We start from the raw sequence: 21452 nt of genomic DNA, 5'->3' as shown, positions 1-21452 counted from the left end.
ACGGGTTCAGCGGTCCTGGCACCATCATGGAGGGAGCAACCGGCGCACCGGACGGCTCTCGATCGCGTTGATCGTCAAGGCCCGGTGGCTCATCCGCCATCCGGCGTCGGTGAGTACGTAGTGGTCGTCGTAGCGCAGATGCCACACGACATCGACCACCTCGTCTGCGCGCCGACTCCAGTGGTGCGCGATGCAGGTGATGCGTCCCCGCGCGTGGCCGGGCTGTTCTTGGTGATAGACCTCGCCGACGATCGCATGTTCGGTGCGGTCCACCCGGGCCACGGCCGTCACCGCCTCGACGATGGCGCTATGGCCCCGATGGAAGTGAATCGGCTGCAGTGAGGTCGGCGGATCCGGCACCGCCAGCTCGGCGCTATCGGTGAAAAGTGTTGCTATCGAATCGAACTGGCGGTCGTCGACGTAGGCGGCGTAGCGGTGCACCAGGTCGCTCAGCGCCGCCCGGTCGGCTGTCGGGGAGGTCATAGCCCGGCGCGCACCGCCTCGAGCAGCCGGGCTGCCCTGCCGTCGGTGAAGACGTCTTCGAGCAGCACCGGACGGCCGTCCGGGTCGGCCAGTGGAATCCGCCAGTTCGGGTACTCGTCGGTGGTGCCGGGCTGATTCTGGGTGCGCCGATCGCCGATCGCATCCGTGAGGGCCACGCCCAGTAGCCGCGACGGGGTGCGGCCCAGGTAGCGGTACAGCGCCAGGATCAGCTCTTCGGGACGATCTTCACCGTCGGCGAGGAGACCGACGCGGCGCAACTCGGCCAACCACGCCGCCCGTTCGGTCGCCGCGGCTTCCAGCTCCGCCTCGACCGGGCGGGTCAGCAACGCCAGGGATTCCCGCAACCGGACGTGGTCGCCGGCCAGATAGCCGGCGGTCGGCGGCAGGTCGTGCGTGGTGACCGACGACAGGCAGCATTCTCGCCAGCGCTCGGCGGGCAGCGGTCCACCCGTCGACTCGTCCTGCTCGAACCACAGGATCGAGGTGCCCAGCAGCCCGCGCAGTAATAAGTAGTCACGCACCCACGGTTCTACGGTGCCCAGATCCTCGCCGACGACGACCGCCCCGGCCCGTCGGGCCTCCAGCGCCACGATGCCGATCATCGCTTCGTGGTCGTAGCGGATGTACGTTCCGTCGGTGGGCGGTGCGCCGCTCGGGATCCACCACAGCCGGAACAGTCCGATGATGTGGTCGATCCGGACGCCGCCGGCGTGCCGCAGCACCGCGCGGATCAGCGACCGGAACGGCCGGTACTCCGACTCTTCGAGCCGGTCGGGCCGCCACGGCGGCTGCGACCAGTCCTGGCCGAGCTGATTGAACTCGTCCGGCGGCGCGCCCGCGGTCACGCCCAGCGCCAGCACGTCCTGCAGGGCCCACGCGTCGGCACCGTCGGGATGCACCCCGACCGCCAGGTCGTGCATGATGCCCAGCGCCATGCCGGCCCGTACGGCCTGGGACTGAGCCGCGGCCAGTTGCTCGTCCAGTTGCCACTGCAGCCAGCGGTGGAAGTCCACCGCCTGCCCGTTCTTCTTGACGAACTTGGCGACGCCGTCGCCGCTCGGGTGCCTCAGCGCCTTTGGCCAGCGATGCCAGTCGCCGCCGTGTTTTTCGGCAAGTGCGCACCAGGTGGCGAAGTCGTCCAGGGCGCGGCCCTCCCGGGCGCAGAAGGCGGCGTAGGACAGTTCACGGCCGGCCGATCGCGGCACCCGGTGCACAAGTCGCAGCGCCTCCTGCTTGGCGGCCCACGCGCTGTCGCGGTCGATGGCGTCGAGCCCGGCGGTGCGCTGCTGCACCTGGGTGCGCAGCTCCCGCACCCGGCGGTGCTTGGGCAGGTCGGCGAACTCCGGTATCGCCTCGACGCGCAGGTAGAGGGGGTTGACGTAGCGCCGCGAGGTGGGCAGATAGGGGGATGGCTCCATGGGGTGCCCGGGCGCCGCCGCGTGCAGCGGATTGACCAATAGGTAGTCGGCGCCGTGCGCCGAAGCCGACCACAACGCCAGATCCGCCAGGTCGGTCAGGTCGCCGACGCCCCAGGACCGCCGCGAGCGCACGCTGTACAGCTGCGTGGCCAGTCCCCAGGCCCGACGGGTGCCGAGCGTCTCCGGCAGTCCCAGCCAGTCCGGAGTCACGATGAGAGCGGTGCTGGCCTCATACTCGCCGGATCGCAGATGCACGCGGTGGTAGCCGAGCGGAATGTCGCCGGGCAACGCGAAACTGGCCTCGCCGACCAAACGCCCGTCCAGGTCGAACGGCGGAGTGAAATTGTCCAGCTGCACGATCCCGCGGCGTTCGGTTCCGTCCTCGAGTTGCACCCACACCTCCGCGGGAGCCCCGTGGGTGACGTGCACCCAGAACCGCGTCTGGGCGCCGGCACGCCCGACGATGGTCGGCGGCAGCGGTCGTTGCCAGTACGCGCGCCGTTCGGCGTCCAGGGCGGCGTTGCGTTCCTGCTCGGTACTCGCGGGGACGCCCAGGGCCCCGAGCACCGCCACCAACGTGCCTTCGGAGACGCTCACCTGCCGGTTGGACCAGTCCTGGTAACTGGTGGCGATACCGAAGCGCCGAGCGAGTTCGACAAGAGATGGCGCGAGCTCAGTCATGTCGGCAATCTTGCTACCCGCAGCTCATCGCGGAGAACCCGGCAGTCCGCGACTTAGCGCGCCGACACGACCATTCGCGGCTACCATGCCAGTGAAGAAGCGATGCCCAATGAAGACACGATCAATACCGTGGGGGAAGCAACGCGGGTCTTCGGACGCCACTGCCCGCGTGCGAGGTCTCTGCGGGTGCCCTACGGTTATCGATGAATCTCACCGCGAGGGCCTGTATCCAGGTGTTTTGCACAACCGAAAGGTGATCGAACGTGGCTGAACATAGCCGCGGACAGCGAGGGTCGGGGTACGGCCTGGGATTGTCGACGCGGACCCAGGTAACGGGTTACCAATTCCTGGCCCGCCGCACCGCGATGGCGCTGACCCGGTGGCGGGTGCGCATGGAGATCGAGCCCGGCCGCCGTCAGACGCTGGCCGTCGTCGCCTCCGTCTCCGCCGCCCTTGTCATCTGCCTGGGCGCCTTGCTGTACTCGTTCATCAGTCCCGCGGGCCAGATCAACGACGCGCCGATCATCGCAGACCGTGACTCGGGGGCGCTGTACGTGAAGGTCGGGGACCGGCTGTACCCGGCGCTGAACCTGGCGTCGGCACGACTGATCGCCGGTCGACCGGACAATCCGCACCAGGTCCGGAGCAGCCAGATCGCGGGCATGCCGCACGGACCGCTGGTCGGGATCCCCGGCGCTCCGTCTTCGTTCACGCCCAAGAACCCGTCCGCCTCGTCGTGGCTGGTCTGCGACACGGTGGGCGGCACGTCCGGCGGTATGGCTTCCCCGGCCGGCGTGACCGTGACCGTCATCGACGGCACCCCGGACATGAGCGGTCACCGCCGGATACTCAACGGGTCGGATGCCGTGGTGCTCAGCTATGGCGGCAGCACCTGGGTGATCCGTGAGGGACGCCGCTCCAAGATCGACGCCACCGACCGGTCGGTGTTGTTGCCGCTCGGCGTGACCCCGGAGCAGGTCAGTCAGGCGCGACCGATGAGTCACGCCCTTTACGACGCCCTGCCCGTCGGCCCGGAGTTGTTGGTTCCCGAGGTGCCCAAGGCGGGTGCCCCGGCGACCTTCCCCGGCGCGCCCGGCCCGGTCGGGACGATTCTGGTCACGCCGCAAATCAGTGGGCCGCAACAATATTCGCTGGTGTTGGAGGACGGTGTGCAGACCATGCCGTCGCTGGTGGCCCAGATCCTGCAGAACGCCGGGCACCCGGGCAACACCAAGCCCGTGACGGTCGAACCATCGGCACTGGCCAAGATGCCGGTGGTCAACCGGATCGACCTGTCGGCGTACCCGAACGAGCCGTTGAACGTGCTGGACATCCGGGAGAACCCGTCCACCTGCTGGTGGTGGGAACGGACCGCCGGTGAGACCCGCGCGCGCGTACAGGTGGTGTCCGGGCCGACCCTGCCGATCAAGGCCAGCGAGATGAACCATCTGGTCAGCCTGGTGAAGGCGGACATGAGCGGACGTGAGGCCGACCAGGTCTACTTCGGCCCCAACTATGCGAACTTCGTGGCCGTCACCGGCAACCACCCGGGAGCCCAGACCACCGAGTCGTTGTGGTGGCTGACCAATGCGGGTGCGCGATTCGGGGTGGACGACACCAAGGAAGCACGCGAGGCGCTGGGCCTGACCCTGCAGCCGAGCCTGGCGCCGTGGGTGGCGCTGCGGTTGTTGCCGCAGGGTCCGACACTGTCCCGTGCGGACGCCCTGGTGGAGCACGACACGCTACCGATTGACATGACCCCTGCAGAGTTGGTGGTACCGAAGTGAAACGTGGTTTTGCCCGACCGACCCCGGAGAAGCCGCCGGTAATCAAGCCGGAGAACATCGTTCTTCCGACGCCGTTGAGCATTCCGCCGCCCGAGGGCAAACCATGGTGGTTGATCGTGGTCGGCGTCGTGGTGATCGGCCTGCTCGGCGGCATGGTGGCGATGACCTTTGCCAGCGGCTCGCACGTGTTCGGTGGTGTCGGCTCGATCTTCCCGATCTTCATGGTCGGCGGCATGATGATGATGATGTTCGGCGGCCGGTTCGGCGGCGGCGGGCAGCAGATGAGCCGGCCGAAGCTGGACGCCATGCGGGCCCAGTTCATGCTGATGCTGGACATGCTGCGGGAGACCGCCCAGGAGTCCGCCGACAGCATGGACGCCAACTACCGGTGGTTCCATCCCGCGCCCGACACCCTGTCCGCCGCGGTGGGTTCGTCCCGGATGTGGGAGCGCAAGCCGGACGGCAAAGACCTCAACTTCGGGGTGGTCCGGGTCGGCGTCGGCATGACCCGTCCCGAGGTGACCTGGGGCGAGCCGCAGAACATGCCGACCGACATCGAGCTGGAGCCGGTGACCGGCAAGGCGCTGCAGGAGTTCGGTCGCTACCAGAGCGTCGTCTACAACCTGCCGAAGATGATCTCGGTGCTCGTCGAGCCCTGGTACGCGCTGGTCGGCGACCGCGAACAGGTCCTGGCGCTGATGCGGTCGATCATCTGTCAGCTGACCTTCTCGCACGGCCCCGACCACATGCAGTTCATCATCGTCAGCTCCGATCTGGAGGAGTGGGACTGGGTCAAGTGGCTGCCGCACTTCGGCGACGCACGACGCCACGACGCCGCGGGCAACGCGCGCATGGTGTACAGCTCGGTTCGCGAATTCGCCGCCGAACAGGCCGAACTGTTCGCCGGCCGGGGCTCGTTCACGCCCCGGCACGCGAGTTCTTCGGCGCAGACCCCCACCCCGCACCACGTGATCATCGCCGACGTCGACGACCCGCAATGGGAGTACGTGATCAGCGCCGAGGGCGTGGACGGCGTGACGTTCTTCGACCTGACCGGCTCGCCGATGTGGACCGGAGTGCCCGAGCGCAAGCTGCAGTTCGACAAGATCGGCGTGATCGAGGCGCTGCCCCGCGACCGTGACACCTGGATGGTCATCGACGACAAGGCGTGGTTCTTCGCGCTCACCGACCAGATGAGCATCGCCGAGGCCGAAGAGTTCGGCCAGAAGCTGGCCCAATGGCGGCTGGCCGAGGCCTACGAGGAGATCGGCCAGCGGGTGGCGCACATCGGTGCCCGCGACATCTTGTCCTACTACGGGATCAGCGATCCCTCCGGGATCGACTTCGAAGACCTGTGGGGTAGCCGCACCGACACGATGGGCCGCTCCAGGCTGCGCGTACCGTTCGGAAACCGCTCGGACAACGGCGAGCTGCTGTTCCTGGACATGAAATCGCTGGACGAAGGCGGCGACGGTCCGCACGGCGTCATGTCGGGTACCACCGGTTCCGGTAAGTCGACGCTGGTGCGGACGGTGATCGAGTCGCTGATGCTCGGCCACCCGCCCGAAGAGCTGCAGTTCGTGCTGGCCGACCTCAAGGGTGGATCGGCGGTCAAGCCGTTCGCCGGGGTCCCGCACGTCTCGCGCATCATCACCGACCTGGAAGAAGACCAGGCGCTGATGGAGCGTTTCCTGGACGCGTTGTGGGGTGAGATTGCGCGCCGCAAAGCCATCTGCGACAGCGCCGGCGTGGACGACGCCAAGGAATACAACTCGGTGCGAACCAGGATGCGCGCCCGTGGCCAGGACATGGCACCGCTGCCGATGCTGGTCGTGGTGATCGACGAGTTCTACGAGTGGTTCCGGATCATGCCGACCGCGGTCGACGTGCTCGACTCGATCGGCCGGCAGGGCCGCGCGTACTGGATCCATCTGATGATGGCCTCGCAGACCATCGAGAGCCGCGCCGAGAAGCTCATGGAGAACATGGGTTACCGGCTGGTGCTGAAAGCCCGTACCGCCGGTGCCGCACAGGCGGCCGGTGTGCCCAACGCCGTGAACCTGCCCGCACAGGCCGGACTGGGCTACTTCCGCAAGAGCCTGGAAGACGTCATCCGCTTCCAGGCCGAGTTCCTGTGGCGGGACTATTTCCGCATCTCGAGCGTCGACGGCGAGGAAGCGCCGGTGTTGGTGCACAACATCGACTACGTCCGCCCGCAACTGTTCACCAACTCGTTCACGCCGATGGAAGTCAGCGTCGGCGGTCCCACCGTGGAATCGGTGAACGGTTTCTCCAACGGCGAGGTGATCGGCATCGGGACTGAGGAACCCGACGAGGAAGAAGAAGCGATCCGGACACCGAAGGTCGGCACGGTGATCATCGATCAGCTGCGCAAGATCAAGTTCGAGCCCTACCGGTTGTGGCAGCCGCCGCTGACCCAGCCCGTCCCCATCGACGAGCTGGTCAACCGCTTCCTCGGTCACCCGTGGCACAAGGACTACGGTTCGGTCCGCAACCTGGTGTTCCCGATCGGGATCATCGACCGCCCGTTCAAGCACGACCAACCGCCGTGGACGGTCGACACCTCGGGCCCCGGCTCCAACGTGCTGATCCTGGGCGCCGGTGGATCCGGCAAGACCACCGCCCTGCAGACCCTGATCTGCTCGGCGGCGCTTACCCACACCCCCGAGCAGGTGCAGTTCTACTGCCTGGCCTACAGCAGCACGGCGCTGACCACGGTGGCGCAGTTGCCGCACGTCGGTGAGGTAGCCGGTCCCACCGACCCGTACGGGGTACGCCGGACGGTGGCAGAGCTGCTGGCGCTGGTGCGCGAGCGCAAGCGCAGCTTCCTCGAATACGGCATCGCCTCGATGGAGATGTTCCGGCGCCGCAAGTTCGGCGGGGAAGTCGGTCCGGTGCCCAACGACGGGTTCGGTGACGTCTACCTGGTGATCGACAACTACCGGGCGCTGGCCGAGGAAAACGAGGTGTTGATCGACCAGGTCAACGTGATCATCAACCAGGGTCCCTCGTTCGGTGTGCACGTGGTGGTCACCGCCGACCGGGAATCCGAATTGCGGCCACCGGTGCGCAGCGGTTTCGGTTCGCGGGTGGAGCTGCGTCTGGCCGCGGTCGAAGACGCGAAGCTGGTCCGCTCCCGGTTCGCCAAGGACGTCCCGGTGAAGCCGGGCCGCGGCATGGTGGCGGTCAACTACGTGCGGTTGGACAGCGACCCGCAAGCGGGTCTGCACACTCTGGTGGCTCGCCCGGCGCTGTCGGCGACCCCCGACAACGTCTTCGAGAGCAACAGTGTTGTCGAGGCGGTCAGCCGGCTCACCACGGCCGCCGCACCGCCGGTGCGTCGCCTGCCGGCGCGGTTCGGTGTCGAGCAGGTGCGCGAGCTGGCGGCGCGGGACACCCGCCAGGGTGTCGGTGCCGGCGGAATCGCTTGGGCGATATCGGAATTGGACCTGCAGCCGGTCTACCTCAACTTCGCCGAGAACTCGCATCTGATGGTTACCGGGCGTCGCGAATGTGGCCGGACGACCACGCTCGCGACGATCATGTCCGAAATCGGACGGCTGTACGCGCCCGGCGCGACCAGCGCGCCGCCCCCGCCGCCCGGACGCCGGTCCGCTCAGGTGTGGCTGGTCGATCCGCGCCGTCAGCTGCTGACCACACTGGGTTCCGAGTACGTGGAGAAGTTCGCCTACAACCTCGACGGTGTGGTGGCGATGATGGGCGAGTTGTCGGCGGCACTGGCCGGCCGCGAGCCGCCGCCGGGTCTGTCCGCCGAGGAGCTGTTGTCGCGATCGTGGTGGAGCGGTCCGGAGATCTTCCTGATCGTCGACGACATCCAGCAGCTGCCGCCGGGCTTCGACTCGCCGTTGCACAAGGCCGTTCCGTTCGTGAACCGGGCTGCCGACGTCGGTCTGCACGTCATCGTGACCCGTACCTTCGGCGGTTGGTCGTCGGCGGGCAGCGACCCGATGCTGCGGGCCCTGCATCAGGCGAATGCGCCACTGCTGGTGATGGATGCCGACCCGGACGAAGGCTTCATCCGCGGCAAGATGAAGGGCGGCCCGCTGCCTCGCGGTCGAGGACTGTTGATGGCCGAGGACACCGGCGTCTTCGTGCAGGTGGCGGCCACCGAGGTGCGCAAGTAGGTGTAGCGCAGTACGAAAGCGCCGCCCGTCTAGCCGGCCGCCGGTGGCCTGGTCATGAAGGTCAGCCGGTGCCCATAGGCCGGGGTCTTTCGGCCGTTGCCACCGTTGACGAACTGCCCGAGCGGTCCGGTCATCGGGACACCGCCGCGGACTGCACCTTCGGCGGCGGCCGGAACTGCGGTGGCGTTGCCGACAGCGCTCGCCCCGGCGGCGGTGGGGGTAGTGGACATGGTCCAGCTCGCCGGTGCGGACAACTTTCCGATCGGAAGCGCATTGCCCAGGTTCGCAGTGACGCCGCCCAGACTTCTGCCGGCGGCCGCTGCAGCCTGTCCGGCCGCCCGCGTCGCCTGCTCGGCCGCCGTGGCCGCATCCTTGACGAAATCATTCGCAAGACTGCCGAGCTTGGCGAAACCGGCCGTCTCGTCACCGACGAACAGAGTGTCTTGCAGACCCTGCGCAAAAGCGCTCAGGTACGGCGAAATGTACTTGGTGTAGAGCGGGACGATGTCGTCGAACGGCGTGTTGGCGATGATCCACTGGTCGATCGCGGTGCCTTGCCCGTTCAAGGGTGACGACAGCATCTGCAACACCTCGCCGACTCGCGAACTTAGTTGCGTCCCAACACCATTGAGGTCGACGACCCCGGCCGGGTCGGTCACTTCGGCCGGTTCGGGCAGCTCGGTGAACTCGGACGCCGCCGTCGAACCATCGGCGTAGCTGTACATCGCCGCGGCGTCTTGAGCCCAGAACTCCATGTACAGGGCCTCCGTCGCTGCGATCGCCGGGGTGTTCTGGCCCAGAAAGTTGGTGGCCACCAACGCCGCCAGTAGCGCACGGTTGGCGGCGATCACCGGAGGTGGGACGGTGGCCGCGAAAGCCGCCTCGTAGGCGGTCGCGGCGGCGTACGCCTGGCTTGCCGTCTCGCCGGCGTCCACCGCCCTGGCATCCAGCCAGGCAATGAACGGAGTGGCCGCCACGACCAGTGACTCTGACGCCGGCCCGAGCCACGGCCCGCCGGTGAGCTCGGTGATCACCGACCGATGGCCATCCGCCGCGGATTGCACATCTGCGGCCAACCCGCTCCACGCCGCCGCAGCGGCAAGCATCGGACCCGAGCCGGGACCGGTGTACATGCGCCCGGAGTTGATCTCGGGCGGCAACAGCCCGTAGTCGAGCATTGCGTTGTCCCCTGGATCCGGTCGCCGTCAACCGGCGGCCGGCGGCTTGGCCATCACGGAGGGCTTGAAGCCGTAAATCGGCTGATTTCGCCCGTAGCCGCCATTGACGAACTGGCCGAACGGCGGAGCCATCGGGAAACTGTTGGCGCTTTCCGCGGCGGCCGGGATCGCGCCGGCCACACCCGGGTTGGTGGTGGCATGCCACGGCATCCAGCTCGCCGGCGCCGACAACCCGCCGATCGGCACCGCTTTACCCAGGCTCGCGGCGGCTCCGGTTATCCCGCCCAGGCCGGCCGGCGCGGCACTGGCCGCGGCATTGCCCGCCGCCGCGGCCGCGGGCGCGGCTCCGGCGGCGGCCTTCGCCGCACTGGCGGCGTCCTTGCCGAGGGTGTTCGCGAGGTTGCCGATGCCCGACCAACCGCTGGTGTTCTGCCCGACAGTCTGCGTCGACTGAATCAGGGCCGCGAATGAGTTGATGTAGGCCGAGAGGTACTTGCTGTACAGCGGCACGATGTCGTCGAACGGGGTGTTGGCGATGATCCACGCGTCGATCGCGGGGCCTTGGCCGTTGAGCGGCGAGGACAGCGTCTTCACCACTTCGCTGACCCTCGGGGTCAGCTGCGCGCTCAGGCTGTCGAGTTGGTTCTGCACGCCCTGACCCGCGGCGCTGGCTACGGCGATGGCTTGATCGGCAGCCCCCGACGGCTCGGCTACGTCGGCCGGCGCCGTCAACTCGGTCGACTGGGTCGACGCCGCTGCGCTGCCCGCATAGGTGTACATCGCCCCCGCATCCTGCGCCCAATACTCGGCGTACAGGGCTTCGAGCTGCGAAATCGCCGCGCTGTTCTGCCCCAGGACGTTGGTGGCGGTCAACTCCTGCACCAAGGCACGGTTGGACGCGATCAGCGGCGGCGGGACGCTGGCCGCGAACGCCCTCTCGTAGGCACTGGCCGCCGCGCTCGTCCCGGTCGCAGTCTCGGCTGCCTGCTCGGCACTGTTGCTCAGCCAGGTGATGAACGGTGATACCGCCGACACCAACTTCGCCGACGCCGGTCCCAGCCATGGCCCGCTGGTCAGTGCCTCGATCACCGAACGATGTCCACTGGCCGCGGCCGCGAACTCCCCCGGCCAGGTCACTCCACGCCGTCGACGCGGCGATCAGGGAACCAGCACCCGGTCCGCCGTAGATGCGCGCCGAGTTGATCTCCGGCGGCAACACTCCGTAATCCACCACTGCTCCGTAGTCCTTACGCTGCGAGGGGCTCAGAGCGCCGCAACGGCGTTGGCCGCTTCGGTCGCGGCGTAGGAACCCCCGCTGGTTGCCAGCGTCGCGGCCAGCGCAGCCTGGATCCTGGCGGCCTGGGCGCTCAGCTCCTGAAAGCGCTGACCGCGCAGCGCAAAATGGGCCGCCGTCAACACCGACACCTCGTCGATGGCAGCCGGGATCACGCCGCTGATGGGGCCGGCGGCCGCCGCATTGCCGGCGTTCAACGCCGCGCCAAGTGACTGCAGGTTGCTGGCGGCGGCGGCAAGGTGCTCGGGATAGGTACGTACGAACGACATGAGAACTCCTCCGGTGAGTTATGAATGGTGGCTGCACACATCGGTGTGTCGCGTCTATCGCCGACCGTCCGGAAACGACAACGATCAATTGTCGATCGGCCGAAGTCCGAAAAAGTCGGGCATCGTATCACTGTGATTCACGAGGGTGGTCAAGCGCAGAACTGATTCACATGAAACACATTAGATCGCCCTCGGGAGTCGGTGATACCCATGACGCGAACAATTCACTATTCGCTAACTATCGTTAAACTTTCGTACACCGCGTGGCTTCAGATAACGTCCTGAGCTGCGACTATGCTGTCGCTTCCGGCTGCGGATCGACCGCGCTCGCGGCAGAAGAAGTGTATGAGTTCAGTATGTCGCCACGAGTTATATGCGAGTTCACAAAATCGGACTATGGACAAATGATGGCGCGACAGTAAACGAAAAGATAATCGGGGATGGACAAAATACTAAGTCCGGAAAGTGCCGTCTCGGACCGCTGAATTGTCCGTGCTCGGGATGCGATCCGTCCGTTGTCCCGGCGCGGATTCGTCGACGGGAATTGCCGGAGGCAGGCACGCTGGCGTAGCTCGCCCCGCGCCGTGAGAGTGCCAGGAAAAGCTCAGGTCAGCGAAGTCCGCCCCGATCAGCGCCGGAAGGTCGCCACGGCTTCCCGCGAGCACCTGCCGAACCAGGTCAGACGCTGTTACTGTGTCGTTACGACTGGTGAATTCGTTTTACCGGCAAGTGAACAACTGCAAACAGGTACCGTCGGAGACGACTTGGCGCCACACAGTCATCTACTCTCTTGCGAGAGAGCGGTTGCTGGGACGAATTGAGGGAGGAAACAGCATGTCGTTCGTGACCACACAGCCGGAGGCGCTGGCGGCGGCGGCCGGAAATCTGCAGGGTATCGGCACCACGATGAGCGCGCAGAATGCGGCCGCGGCGGCTCCCACCACCGGGGTGGTGCCGGCAGCCGCCGATGAGGTGTCGGCGCTCACCGCGGCCCAGTTCGCGGCCCACGCGCAGATGTACCAGGCCGTCAGTGCGCAGGCCGCCGCGATCCACGAGATGTTCGTGAACACATTGACCACCAGTTCGGGTTCGTACGCGGCCACCGAGGCCGCCAACGCGGCAGCCGCAGGCTGACCGAACTGACACATCGACAGGAGGGAGCAGCTATGAACGCAATCATCACAGCGATCTCTCCGCAGGCGGTGATTTCGGGGTTGAACGGCTCGGTCGGAGGCCGTCACTTCGGATCACCTGCATTCGCCGTCAACTCGGACAACGGGGTTCGGGTTCGACACCTTTCCGGCCGTGACGCAGCCCGGTGGCCGCCGGCTGACGGAATAGGGGGTCCTCCGTAATTTCCCGGTCGGCGGTCACGCCCGCGTGTAGCGCTGATCGGCCATCGCGTTGTAACAACACCATTCAGTCGTAAGACATTCATCGCAAGGAGAATTAAAGTGGCAACTCGCTTTATGACCGACCCGCACGCAATGCGTGCCATGGCGGGCCGTTTCGAGACTCACGCGCAGACCGTCGAGGACGAGGCCCGTCGTATGTGGGCGTCCTCGCAGAACATCTCGGGCGCGGGTTGGAGCGGTCTGGCTTCGGCCACCTCGCTGGACACCATGGGCCAGATGAACACCGCGTTCCGCAACATCGTGAACATGCTGCACGGGGTGCGCGATGGTCTGATCCGTGACGCCAACAATTACGAGCAGCAAGAGCAGGCGTCGCAGCAGATCCTGTCCAGCTAGTCCAGCCCATCAGCTTCTAATCCAGGAGGACAACAGACATGACCATCAATTACCAGTTCGGCGACGTCGACGCGCACGGCGCGCTGATTCGCGCCCAGGCCGCCAACCTGGAGGCCGAGCACCAGGCCATCGTTCGCGATGTGCTGGCTGCCGGTGACTTCTGGGGCGGCGCCGGTTCGGTGGCTTGCCAGGAGTTCATCGCCCAGCTGGGCCGCAACTTCCAGGTGATCTACGAGCAGGCCAACGCCCACGGCCAGAAGGTCCAGAGCGCCGGTCAGAACATGGCGCAGACCGACAGCGCCGTCGGGTCCAGCTGGGCCTGATAACCGAAACCACAGGCACGGCAGCACACCAAGCGAAACGGTGTGCTGCCGTGTCCTGCGGTTTACTGGATGAAGATGGCTGATGAAGATGGCTAGGACAGCTTTCGGACCGCTCACGGACCACTGAGGTAGGGATGGATCAACAGAGCACCCGCACCGACATCACCGTCAATGTCGACGGCTTCTGGATGCTGCAAGCGTTGCTGGATATCCGGCACGTAGCGCCGGAGTTGCGGTGCCGGCCGTATGTCTCCACGGACAACAACGATTGGCTCAACGAGCATCCAGGCATGGCGGTGATGCGCGAGCAGGGGATCGTGGTCGGCGACACGGTCAACGAGAATGTGGCCGCGCGGATGAAGGTGCTCGCGGCGCCCGACCTCGAAGTCGTCGCGTTGCTCTCCCGCGGCAAGCTGCTCTACGGGGTCGTCGACAACGAGAATCAGCCGCCGGGATCGCGCGACATCCCCGACAACGAGTTCCGGGTGGTATTGGCCCGTCGCGGGCAGCATTGGGTGTCGGCCGTTCGAGTCGGCAACGACATCACCGTCGACGACGTCACCGTCTCCGACACCGCCTCGATCGCCGCGCTGGTGATGGACGGCCTCGAATCGATCCACCACGCGGATCCGGCGGCGATCAACGCCGTCAACGTGCCGCTGGAAGAGATGCTCGAGGCCACCAAGTCGTGGCAGGAATCAGGCTTCAACGTGTTCTCCGGCGGCGACCTGCGCCGCATGGGTATCAGTGCCTCCACCGTGGCCGCACTGGGTCAGGCATTGTCCGATCCCGCGGCTGAGGTGGCCGTCTACGCACGTCAGTACCGCGACGACGCGAAGGGTCCCAGCGCGTCGGTGCTGTCCTTGAAGGACGGATCCGGCGGACGCATCGCCCTCTACCAGCAGGCCCGGACGGCCGGATCCGGTGAGGCTTGGTTGGCCATCTGCCCGGCCACCCCACAACTGGTCCAGGTCGGGGTCAAGACCGTTTTGGACACTTTGCCGTATGGCGAATGGAAAACGCACAGCAGGGTTTAACAACGCCGTTACGAAACACGCAGTCTGACAACATTTTTCAACATAAAATGCGAGCTGGATGCCAACACGGCATACTGCTTTCGAACAGGCTGCAAAATTGAAAACAACGACGTCAACAACTGATAGGCGCGAGGCGAGGCAAATGAAAACGGATTCACTCCGGCCGCAGCTCCAAGGGAGTGGCGTCGCGGGCGCCTCGGGGACGACACCGACTCGGTGCAACTCACGGGCCAACACAATCGCCATGACAGGGGGTGCAGGACGATGACCGCAGTAGCTGATGCGCCACAGACTGACATTGAGGGCGTCTCGTCGCCCAGGGCGGTCGTCATCGGCATCATGGCCGGCGAGGGCGTCCAGATCGGGGTCTTGCTGGATGCCAACGCGCCGGTCTCGGTGATGACCGACCCCTTGCTCAAGGTCGTCAACAGCCGGCTGCGGGAGCTGGGGGAGACGCCGTTGGAAGCGGCCGGCCGCGGCCGCTGGGCACTGTGCCTGGTGGACGGCACGCCCCTGCGCGCCACCCAGTCGCTGACTGAGCAGGACGTCTTCGACGGTGACCGGCTGTGGATCCGGTTCATCCCGGACGCCGAGCACCGCTCGCAGGTCATCGAGCACATCTCCACCGCGGTCTCGGCGAACCTGAGCAAGCGATTCGCCGCGATCGACCCGGTCATGGCCCTTCAGGTCGGCGCGTCGATGGTGGCGACCGGCGTGGTGCTGGCATCCGGCGTGCTGGGTTGGTGGCGCTGGCACCACAACACGTGGTTGACCACGATCTTCGCCGGAATCGTCGGCGTGCTGGTGCTCGCGGTGTCCGTGCTGCTGTTGATGCGTGCCAAGACCGACGCCGAGCGTCGCGTCGCGGACATTCTGCTGATGAGCGGGCTGGTGCCGCTCACGATCGCGTCCGCGGCGGCACCACCCGGGCCGGTCGGCTCGCCGCAGGCGGTGTTGGGCTTCGGTGTCCTGACCGTCGCGGCGGCTTTGGCGCTGCGGTTCACCGGTCGCCGACTGGCGATCTACACCGCGATAGTGACCATCAGCGCGCTGACGACCCTGGCCAGCCTGTCCCGGATGGTTGCTGCCACCAGTGCGGTGACGCTGATGAGCTGCCTGGTCCTGGCCAGCGTCCTGCTGTACCACGCGGCGCCGGCGCTGGCCCGGCGGCTGGCCGGTATCCGGCTGCCGGTGTTCCCGTCGGCCACCAGCCGGTGGGTGTTCGAGGCGCGGCCCGACCTGCCGACGACGGTGGTCCGGTCCGAGGGCGGCCCGCCGACCCTGGAAGGACCGGCCTCGGTGCGGGACGTGCTGCTGCAGGCCGAGCGGGCCCGGTCGTTCCTTTCTGGCCTGCTGATCGGTCTGGGCGTCCTGACGGTCGTCTGCCTCACCGCACTGAGCAACCCGCACACCCACGAACGTTGGCTGCCGCTGTTGCTGGCGGGATTCACCGCCGGGTTCCTGTTGCTGCGGGGCCGCTCGTACGTCGACCGCTGGCAGGCCATCACCTTGGCCGCCACCGGGGTGATCATCATCGCGGCCGTGGCGGTGCGATACGCGTTGGTGCTGTCGTCGCCGTTGTCGGTGTCGATCGCCGCCGCGGTCCTGGTGGCGCTCCCGACGGCGGGTCTGACCGCTGCCGCGGTGGTGCCCAACACCGTCTACAGTCCGCTGTTCCGCAAGTTCGTGGAATGGATCGAGTATCTGTGCCTGATACCGATCTTCCCGCTGGCGTTGTGGTTGATGAACGTCTATGCAGCAATTCGCTACCGGTAGCGGTCGGCGGTGGCGGCGCCGTGCGACTAGCGCGGCGCTCGCCGCGATGGTCCTTGCGGGCGGGGCACTCGCCGGATTGCCGCCCGCATACGCGATCACACCGCCGCCGTTCGACCCCGGGGCCATCCCGCCCGACAGCCCGCCCGGGCCGGTCGCGCCGATGAAGCAGGACAAGTACTGCAACGAGGTCGGGGTGCTGCCCGGTACGAACTTCAAAGTGCCGCCGAGATACATGGAGATGCTGAATCTCACCGAGGCGTGGCGATTCGGCCGCGGCGAAGGGGTGAAGGTCGCGGTCATCGACACCGGCGTGACTCCGCACCCGAGGTTGCCGCGGCTCGTTGCGGGTGGCGACTATGTGATGGCCGGCGGCGATGGGCTTTCGGACTGTGACGCGCACGGCACCTTGGTGGCATCCATGATCGGCGGGGCGACCGCCAGTGGGGCAGCGCTTCCGCCAGCGGCACCGCGCCGGCCGGTCACTGTACCCACGCAGGAAAAACCGCCACCACCGCAGACTGTGACACTTTCTCCGGTGCCCGGCCCGACCATCACGATGATCCCGGCACCCCCGCCGTCGCCGTCGGATGGGGCTCCGCCCGGCCCGGCACCCGGGCCAGGCCAGGCGCCGTCGGCCAACCGGGGCGGCGGTACCGTGACAATTCCGGGTTACTCCGGCGGCGGAAGGGTGCAACCCGTCGATCATCCGCGCCCGCTGGCACCGACGACCTCGGCCTCCCCGTCGCCGACGGCCTCGGCCTCGCCGTCACCGTCGACCTCCACCTCAGCGTCGCCGTCGCCGGCATCACCCACACCCGCGGCGGCACCGCCTCCGGAGTCGACCGGGGCAGCTTCCGACGCCTTCAGCGGAATCGCGCCTGATGTTGAAATCATTTCGATTCGGCAGTCCAGCCAGGCGTTCTCGCTGAAGGATGCCTACACCGGCGATGCGGACCCGCAGACCGCGGCCAAGATCGACGACATCCAGACGATGGCACGCGCGATCGTTCATGCTGCCAACATGGGTGCTTCGGTGATCAACATTTCCGAAGTGATCTGCATCAGCGCCCGCAATCCGATCGATCAACGGGCCCTGGGAGCCGCCGTGCACTATGCGGCGGTCGAAAAGAACGCGCTGATCGTCTCTGCCGCTGGAGACAAGGGTGGGAAAGACTGCAAGGGAGAGAACCCGGCCTTCGATCCGCTCTCGCCCCAGGACCCACGCAACTGGAGCGGCGTGAGCACGGTCGTGACGCCCTCGTGGTTCAGCGACGACGTCCTCACCGTCGGCGCCGTCACCAGCCCAAACGGTAGTACCCCCGGCGGTCAGCCGTTGCCGCAAGTGAGCATCGCCGGTCCCTGGGTCTCGATCTCAGCGCCGGGAGACGACGTCATGGGTTTCTCGAATCGCGACGACGCTCTGGTCAACGCCATCGTCGGTCAGGAAAACAATTTGCTGCCGCCGCAGGGCAGCGGCTTTTCCACGGCGATCGTGTCGGGGGTCGCCGCGCTGGTGCGTGCCAAGTTCCCCGAGCTGTCGGCGTATCAGGTCATGCAACGACTCATCCACACGGCCCGGCCGCCCGCCCGCGGGGTGGACAACCAGGTCGGATACGGTGTCATCGACCCGGTCGCGGCGTTGACATGGGATGTCCCCCAAGGACCGCCCCAAGCACCCAAACAACTCTCGGCGCCGCTGTCGCTGCCGAAAGCGCCTCCTCCGCGCAACATGGCGCCGGTGTGGGTGGCCACCGGGGGCCTGGCCGCGGCATTACTGATAGGCGGAGCAGTGTTCGGTACAGCGACATTGATGCGACGATCGCGGAAACAACGATGAAGGCTCAGCGCAAGCTCGGGTTGTCCCTGTCGTGGCCGCGCGTGACCGCGGTGTTCCTGGTCGTGGTGCTCATCCTGGTGCTCGCCAGTCACGCCCCCGAGTCGTGGCAGGGACCCAACCGGGTGGCCTGGTGGGTCGGCGTGGGCCTTGCGGTGCTGGTGACGCTGTTGTCGATCGTCACCTACCACGGCATCACGGTGACATCGGCGGTGGCGAACTGGCTGTGGGACTGGTCCGCGGACCCCGGCACCGCCCTGGGCGCGGGTTGTACGCCGGCGACCGACTTCAAGCGCCGCTTCGGGCGCGACACGGTCGGGGTGCGCGAGTACCGCGGCCAGTTGGTCGCCGTGATCGAGGTCGACGGCGCCGACAGCGATCACCCCGGTCGCCATCGCCACCGTGCGTCGGGATCGGCGGCGATCCTGCCGGTGGCAGCGGTCGCGGATGGGTTGCAGCAGTTCGATGTCCATCTCGACGCTATCGACATCGTCTCCGTGGAGGTGCGTGGCGGCGCGGAAGCCGCCCGGGCGTCGGCCTCGCTGGAGGAGTGGGGCCCGGAAGGGTGGGGCGCGAACGAGGCGACCGGCGAGCGGCCCGGCACCGACCGTCGCCGCACCTGGTTGGTGTTGCGAATGGACCCGCAGCGCAACGTGGGTGCGGTGTTGTGTCGCGACTCCCTGGCAGCGACTCTGGTGGCGGCCGCCGAGCGGCTGGTCCAGGATCTGGACGGACAGAGCTGCGCAGCGCGTCCGTTGACCGCCGACGAGCTGGCCGAGGTCGACAGCGCAGTGCTTGCCGACCTGGAACCGACCTGGAGCCGGCCCGGGTGGCGGCACCTCAAGCACTTCAACGGCTTCGTGACCAGCTTCTGGGTGAGCCCGGCCTACATCGACACCGAGACGCTGAACCAACTGTGGCTGTCCGACGCACCCGAAGTGGGGGCTACGGTGGTTACTGTGCGACTGACTACACGGGCGGGCCGGCCTCAATTGTCGGCATGGGTGCGCTATCACAGCGAGTCCCGACTGCCGAGGGAGCTCACGGCCGGACTCAACCGACTCACGGGTCGCCAGTTGGCGGCCGTGCGGGGCAGCCTGCCGGCGCCGTCCACCCGGGCGCAACTGGTCGTACCGAGCCGCGACCTTCGAGACCACGACGAGCTGGAGTTGCCACTCGGTCCTGACGCGGAGCACGTCACCAGCTCAGCAGCACAATGACACGCGCGCAGTCGACTGCCGAAGATGCCCGCAACGCGATGGTCGCCGGATTGCTGGCATCGGGAATCTCCGTCAACGGACTGCAGCCCAGTCACAATCCGCAGGTGGCATCGCAGATGTTCACCACCGCCACCACGCTGGATCCCGCGATGTGCGACGCGTGGCTGGCGCGGATCCTGTCCGGGGACCAGAGCATCGAGGTGCTTGCCGGCGCCTGGGCGGCGGTGCGGACTTTCGGCTGGGAAACCCGCCGGCTCGGCGTCACCGACCTGCAGTTTCGCCCCGAGGTGTCCGACGGCCTGTTCCTGCGCCTAGCCGTCACCAGTGTCGATTCGCTGGCTTGCGCGTACGCGGCCGTGCTGGCCGAGAACAAGCGGTACAAGGAGGCGGCCGATCTGCTCGACGCCACCGAACCGCGGCACCCGTTCGACACCGAGCTGGTCAGCTACGTGCGGGGGGTGCTGTATTTCCGCACCAAACGCTGGCCGGATGTGCTGGTGCAGTTCCCCGAGGCGACCCCGTGGCGGCATCCGGAGTTGAAGGCGGCCGGTGCGGCGATGGCCACCACGGCGCTGGCCTCGCTCGGCGTCTTCGAGGAGGCTTTCCGCCGCGGTCAGGAAGCCATCGAAGGGGACCGGGTGCCCGGTGCGGCCAACATCGCCCTGTACACCCAGGGCATGTGTCTGCGGCATGTCGGCCGCGAAGAGGAAGCAGTCGAACTGTTGCGCCGCGTGTATTCGCGCGACGCGAAGTTCACTCCTGCCCGTGAGGCTCTGGACAATCCGAACTTTCGCCTGGTCCTCACCGACCCGGAAACGATCGAGGCCCGAACGGATCCCTGGGATCCGGACAGCGCGCCGACCCGGGCACAGGCCGAAGCCGCCCGGCACGCCGAGGAAGCCGCGCGGTACCTCGCCGAGGGTGACGCCGAGCTGGACGCGATGCTGGGCATGGCGCAGGCCAAGAAGGAAATCAAACTCATCAAGTCCACCACCAAGGTGAATATGGCGCGCGCCAAGATGGGACTTCCGGTCCCCGTGACCTCGCGCCACACCTTGCTGCTGGGACCGCCGGGTACCGGAAAGACTTCGGTCGCAAGGGCTTTCACCAAGCAACTGTGTGGATTGACAGTGCTGCGCAAGCCGCTGGTGGTGGAAACCAGCCGCACCAAGCTGCTGGGCCGCTACATGGCCGACGCCGAGAAAAACGCCGAAGAGATGCTCGAGGGTGCGCTCGGCGGCGCGGTCTTCTTCGACGAGATGCACACGCTGCACGAGAAGGGCTACTCGCAGGGCGACCCGTACGGCAACGCGATCATCAACACGCTGCTGCTGTACATGGAGAACCACCGCGACGAGCTGGTGGTGTTCGGTGCCGGTTACGCCAAGGCCATGGAAAAGATGCTCGAAGTGAATCAGGGTCTGCGGCGGCGCTTTTCGACGGTCATCGAGTTCTACAGCTACACGCCGGCTGAGTTGATAGCGCTGACCCAGCTGATGGGTAACGAGAACGAAGACGTCATCACCGACGAAGAGGTCGCGATCCTGCTGCCGTCGTACACCAAGTTCTACCTCGACGAGACGTACTCCGAGGACGGCGACCTGATCCGGGGCATCGACATGCTGGGTAACGCCGGTTTCGTGCGAAATGTGGTGGAGAAGGCTCGTGATCACCGCAATTTCCGGCTCGACGACGAAGACCTGGACGCGGTGCTCAACAGCGACCTCACCGATTTCAGCGAGGCGCAGTTGCGCCGGTTCCGGGAATTGACGCGCGACGACCTGGCCGAGGGACTCAGCGCCGCGGTTGCGGAGAAAAAGAGCAACTGAGCTAGCACGCGGCGCGCCGAAATTCGGGTTCGGCTAACTTCCTGCCGGCACCGCCCCGGCCCGATACGCTGTGTGAAATTCGGGCCAGAACTGGCGGGGTCGTCGCGTCCGGCAAATCTCGCCGGGCGGCTTCATCCCGATTGAGCAACCCTGGTGGCGCTCCCGTGCCCGGACGGTGACGGGAGGTGGGGCCGCGCTGATCCAATCCTGTCTGTAATTCGATGACCCTTTGTTTCCCGATCCGGTCGCGGCGCACGGGCTATCGGCACCATCCCGATACCGCCAGAACGGCCAAGGGCCCGTAGCTGGGTCGGATCATCCTCCAAAAGGAGAAGTCCGATGTTTCTGGCTATGCCATTATTCCGCTGCGCCGCAATAGTTTTCG

At 66.8% G+C, this 21452-nt stretch carries 15 protein-coding genes and 1 pseudogene; 10 read left to right on the top strand and 6 right to left on the bottom strand.

Translation table 11 applies throughout. The annotated features are described in order from the left end of the window. Window positions 1-24 precede the first annotated feature (24 nt). Window positions 25-483, bottom strand: coding sequence for a nuclear transport factor 2 family protein (locus tag AC5Y47_RS04900; RefSeq protein ID WP_499942486.1), 459 nt, complete (start codon window positions 481-483; stop codon window positions 25-27). Then, window positions 480-2603, bottom strand: coding sequence for a 4-alpha-glucanotransferase (gene malQ, locus AC5Y47_RS04895; protein WP_499942484.1), 2124 nt, complete (start codon window positions 2601-2603; stop codon window positions 480-482). The genes AC5Y47_RS04900 and malQ overlap by 4 nt, the downstream gene beginning before the upstream one ends. 263 nt (window positions 2604-2866) lie before the next feature. Here malQ and eccB point away from each other — a divergent pair, with 263 nt between their 5' ends. Then, entirely contained in the window at window positions 2867-4390 is a 1524-nt protein-coding gene (eccB, locus tag AC5Y47_RS04890; protein ID WP_499942482.1) for a type VII secretion protein EccB, read from the top strand. After that, window positions 4387-8556 carry a type VII secretion protein EccCa gene (eccCa, locus tag AC5Y47_RS04885; protein WP_499942478.1) on the top strand — a complete coding sequence of 1390 codons (4170 nt, stop codon included), beginning with the start codon at window positions 4387-4389 and terminating at the stop codon, window positions 8554-8556. The genes eccB and eccCa overlap by 4 nt, the downstream gene beginning before the upstream one ends. Window positions 8557-8585: 29 nt before the next feature. Here the strand turns inward: eccCa and AC5Y47_RS04880 are convergent, their stop codons facing one another. The 4 genes and pseudogenes from AC5Y47_RS04880 to AC5Y47_RS04865 form a co-directional block, all read right to left on the bottom strand. Continuing rightward, window positions 8586-9734, bottom strand: a complete 1149-nt coding sequence (locus AC5Y47_RS04880) for a PPE family protein (RefSeq protein WP_499942474.1) — start codon at window positions 9732-9734, stop codon at window positions 8586-8588. 27 nt (window positions 9735-9761) lie between these two features. Next, complete coding sequence (locus AC5Y47_RS04875) at window positions 9762-10871, bottom strand: PPE family protein (protein ID WP_499942473.1); 1110 nt, start codon at window positions 10869-10871, stop codon at window positions 9762-9764. Window positions 10872-10905: 34 nt separating this feature from the next. After that, window positions 10906-10953 (bottom strand): annotated as a pseudogene (locus AC5Y47_RS04870) (hypothetical protein); the annotation flags it as partial. A 44-nt stretch (window positions 10954-10997) separates the two neighbouring features. Beyond that, window positions 10998-11297 carry a PE family protein gene (locus tag AC5Y47_RS04865; protein ID WP_499942471.1) on the bottom strand — a complete coding sequence of 100 codons (300 nt, stop codon included), beginning with the start codon at window positions 11295-11297 and terminating at the stop codon, window positions 10998-11000. A gap of 834 nt (window positions 11298-12131) precedes the next feature. Between AC5Y47_RS04865 and AC5Y47_RS04860 the strand changes: the two genes are divergently transcribed. From AC5Y47_RS04860 to eccA, 8 genes are all read left to right on the top strand, one after another. Continuing rightward, entirely contained in the window at window positions 12132-12431 is a 300-nt protein-coding gene (locus AC5Y47_RS04860) for a type VII secretion system ESX-5 target PE19 (protein WP_036361188.1), read from the top strand. 320 nt (window positions 12432-12751) lie between these two features. After that, the gene (locus tag AC5Y47_RS04855; RefSeq protein ID WP_499942468.1) at window positions 12752-13048 is read left to right on the top strand and encodes a WXG100 family type VII secretion target; all 297 of its coding nucleotides are present in this window, start codon (window positions 12752-12754) and stop codon (window positions 13046-13048) included. 38 nt (window positions 13049-13086) lie between these two features. Further along, window positions 13087-13371, top strand: a complete 285-nt coding sequence (locus AC5Y47_RS04850) for a WXG100 family type VII secretion target (protein ID WP_499942466.1) — start codon at window positions 13087-13089, stop codon at window positions 13369-13371. A gap of 134 nt (window positions 13372-13505) precedes the next feature. Further along, window positions 13506-14408 (top strand): ESX secretion-associated protein EspG, encoded by a 903-nt coding sequence (locus tag AC5Y47_RS04845; protein WP_499942464.1) that lies wholly within the window; start codon window positions 13506-13508, stop codon window positions 14406-14408. A 264-nt stretch (window positions 14409-14672) separates the two neighbouring features. Beyond that, complete coding sequence (eccD, locus tag AC5Y47_RS04840; protein WP_499942462.1) at window positions 14673-16184, top strand: type VII secretion integral membrane protein EccD; 1512 nt, start codon at window positions 14673-14675, stop codon at window positions 16182-16184. Further along, window positions 16162-18021, top strand: a complete 1860-nt coding sequence (locus AC5Y47_RS04835) for a S8 family serine peptidase (protein ID WP_499942461.1) — start codon at window positions 16162-16164, stop codon at window positions 18019-18021. The genes eccD and AC5Y47_RS04835 overlap by 23 nt, the downstream gene beginning before the upstream one ends. Beyond that, on the top strand, window positions 18018-19238 hold the full coding sequence (eccE, locus tag AC5Y47_RS04830; RefSeq protein ID WP_499942460.1) for a type VII secretion protein EccE: 1221 nt from the start codon (window positions 18018-18020) through the stop codon (window positions 19236-19238). The genes AC5Y47_RS04835 and eccE overlap by 4 nt, the downstream gene beginning before the upstream one ends. Further along, entirely contained in the window at window positions 19235-21067 is a 1833-nt protein-coding gene (eccA, locus tag AC5Y47_RS04825; protein WP_499942458.1) for a type VII secretion AAA-ATPase EccA, read from the top strand. The genes eccE and eccA overlap by 4 nt, the downstream gene beginning before the upstream one ends. Window positions 21068-21452: the final 385 nt, after the last annotated feature.

The organism is Mycobacterium sp. NGS22 (genome assembly GCF_059813095.1).
Note: the sequence above shows the minus strand (reverse complement) of the source record. Positions and strands in the feature narration are given on the sequence as shown.

What these genes read in the sequence shown, in the direction of transcription:
- AC5Y47_RS04880 (WP_499942474.1), bottom strand. Translation starts at nt 9,734, where the DNA reads ATGCTCGACTACGGGCTGTTGCCGCCCGAGATCAACTCCGGGCGCATG.
- AC5Y47_RS04865 (WP_499942471.1), bottom strand. Translation starts at nt 11,297, where the DNA reads ATGTCGTTCGTACGTACCTATCCCGAGCACCTTGCCGCCGCCGCCAGC.
- eccA (WP_499942458.1), top strand. Translation starts at nt 19,235, where the DNA reads ATGACACGCGCGCAGTCGACTGCCGAAGATGCCCGCAACGCGATGGTC.
- AC5Y47_RS04900 (WP_499942486.1), bottom strand. Translation starts at nt 483, where the DNA reads ATGACCTCCCCGACAGCCGACCGGGCGGCGCTGAGCGACCTGGTGCAC.
- eccE (WP_499942460.1), top strand. Translation starts at nt 18,018, where the DNA reads ATGAAGGCTCAGCGCAAGCTCGGGTTGTCCCTGTCGTGGCCGCGCGTG.
- AC5Y47_RS04850 (WP_499942466.1), top strand. Translation starts at nt 13,087, where the DNA reads ATGACCATCAATTACCAGTTCGGCGACGTCGACGCGCACGGCGCGCTG.
- eccD (WP_499942462.1), top strand. Translation starts at nt 14,673, where the DNA reads ATGACCGCAGTAGCTGATGCGCCACAGACTGACATTGAGGGCGTCTCG.
- AC5Y47_RS04845 (WP_499942464.1), top strand. Translation starts at nt 13,506, where the DNA reads ATGGATCAACAGAGCACCCGCACCGACATCACCGTCAATGTCGACGGC.
- AC5Y47_RS04835 (WP_499942461.1), top strand. Translation starts at nt 16,162, where the DNA reads ATGCAGCAATTCGCTACCGGTAGCGGTCGGCGGTGGCGGCGCCGTGCG.
- malQ (WP_499942484.1), bottom strand. Translation starts at nt 2,603, where the DNA reads ATGACTGAGCTCGCGCCATCTCTTGTCGAACTCGCTCGGCGCTTCGGT.
- AC5Y47_RS04860 (WP_036361188.1), top strand. Translation starts at nt 12,132, where the DNA reads ATGTCGTTCGTGACCACACAGCCGGAGGCGCTGGCGGCGGCGGCCGGA.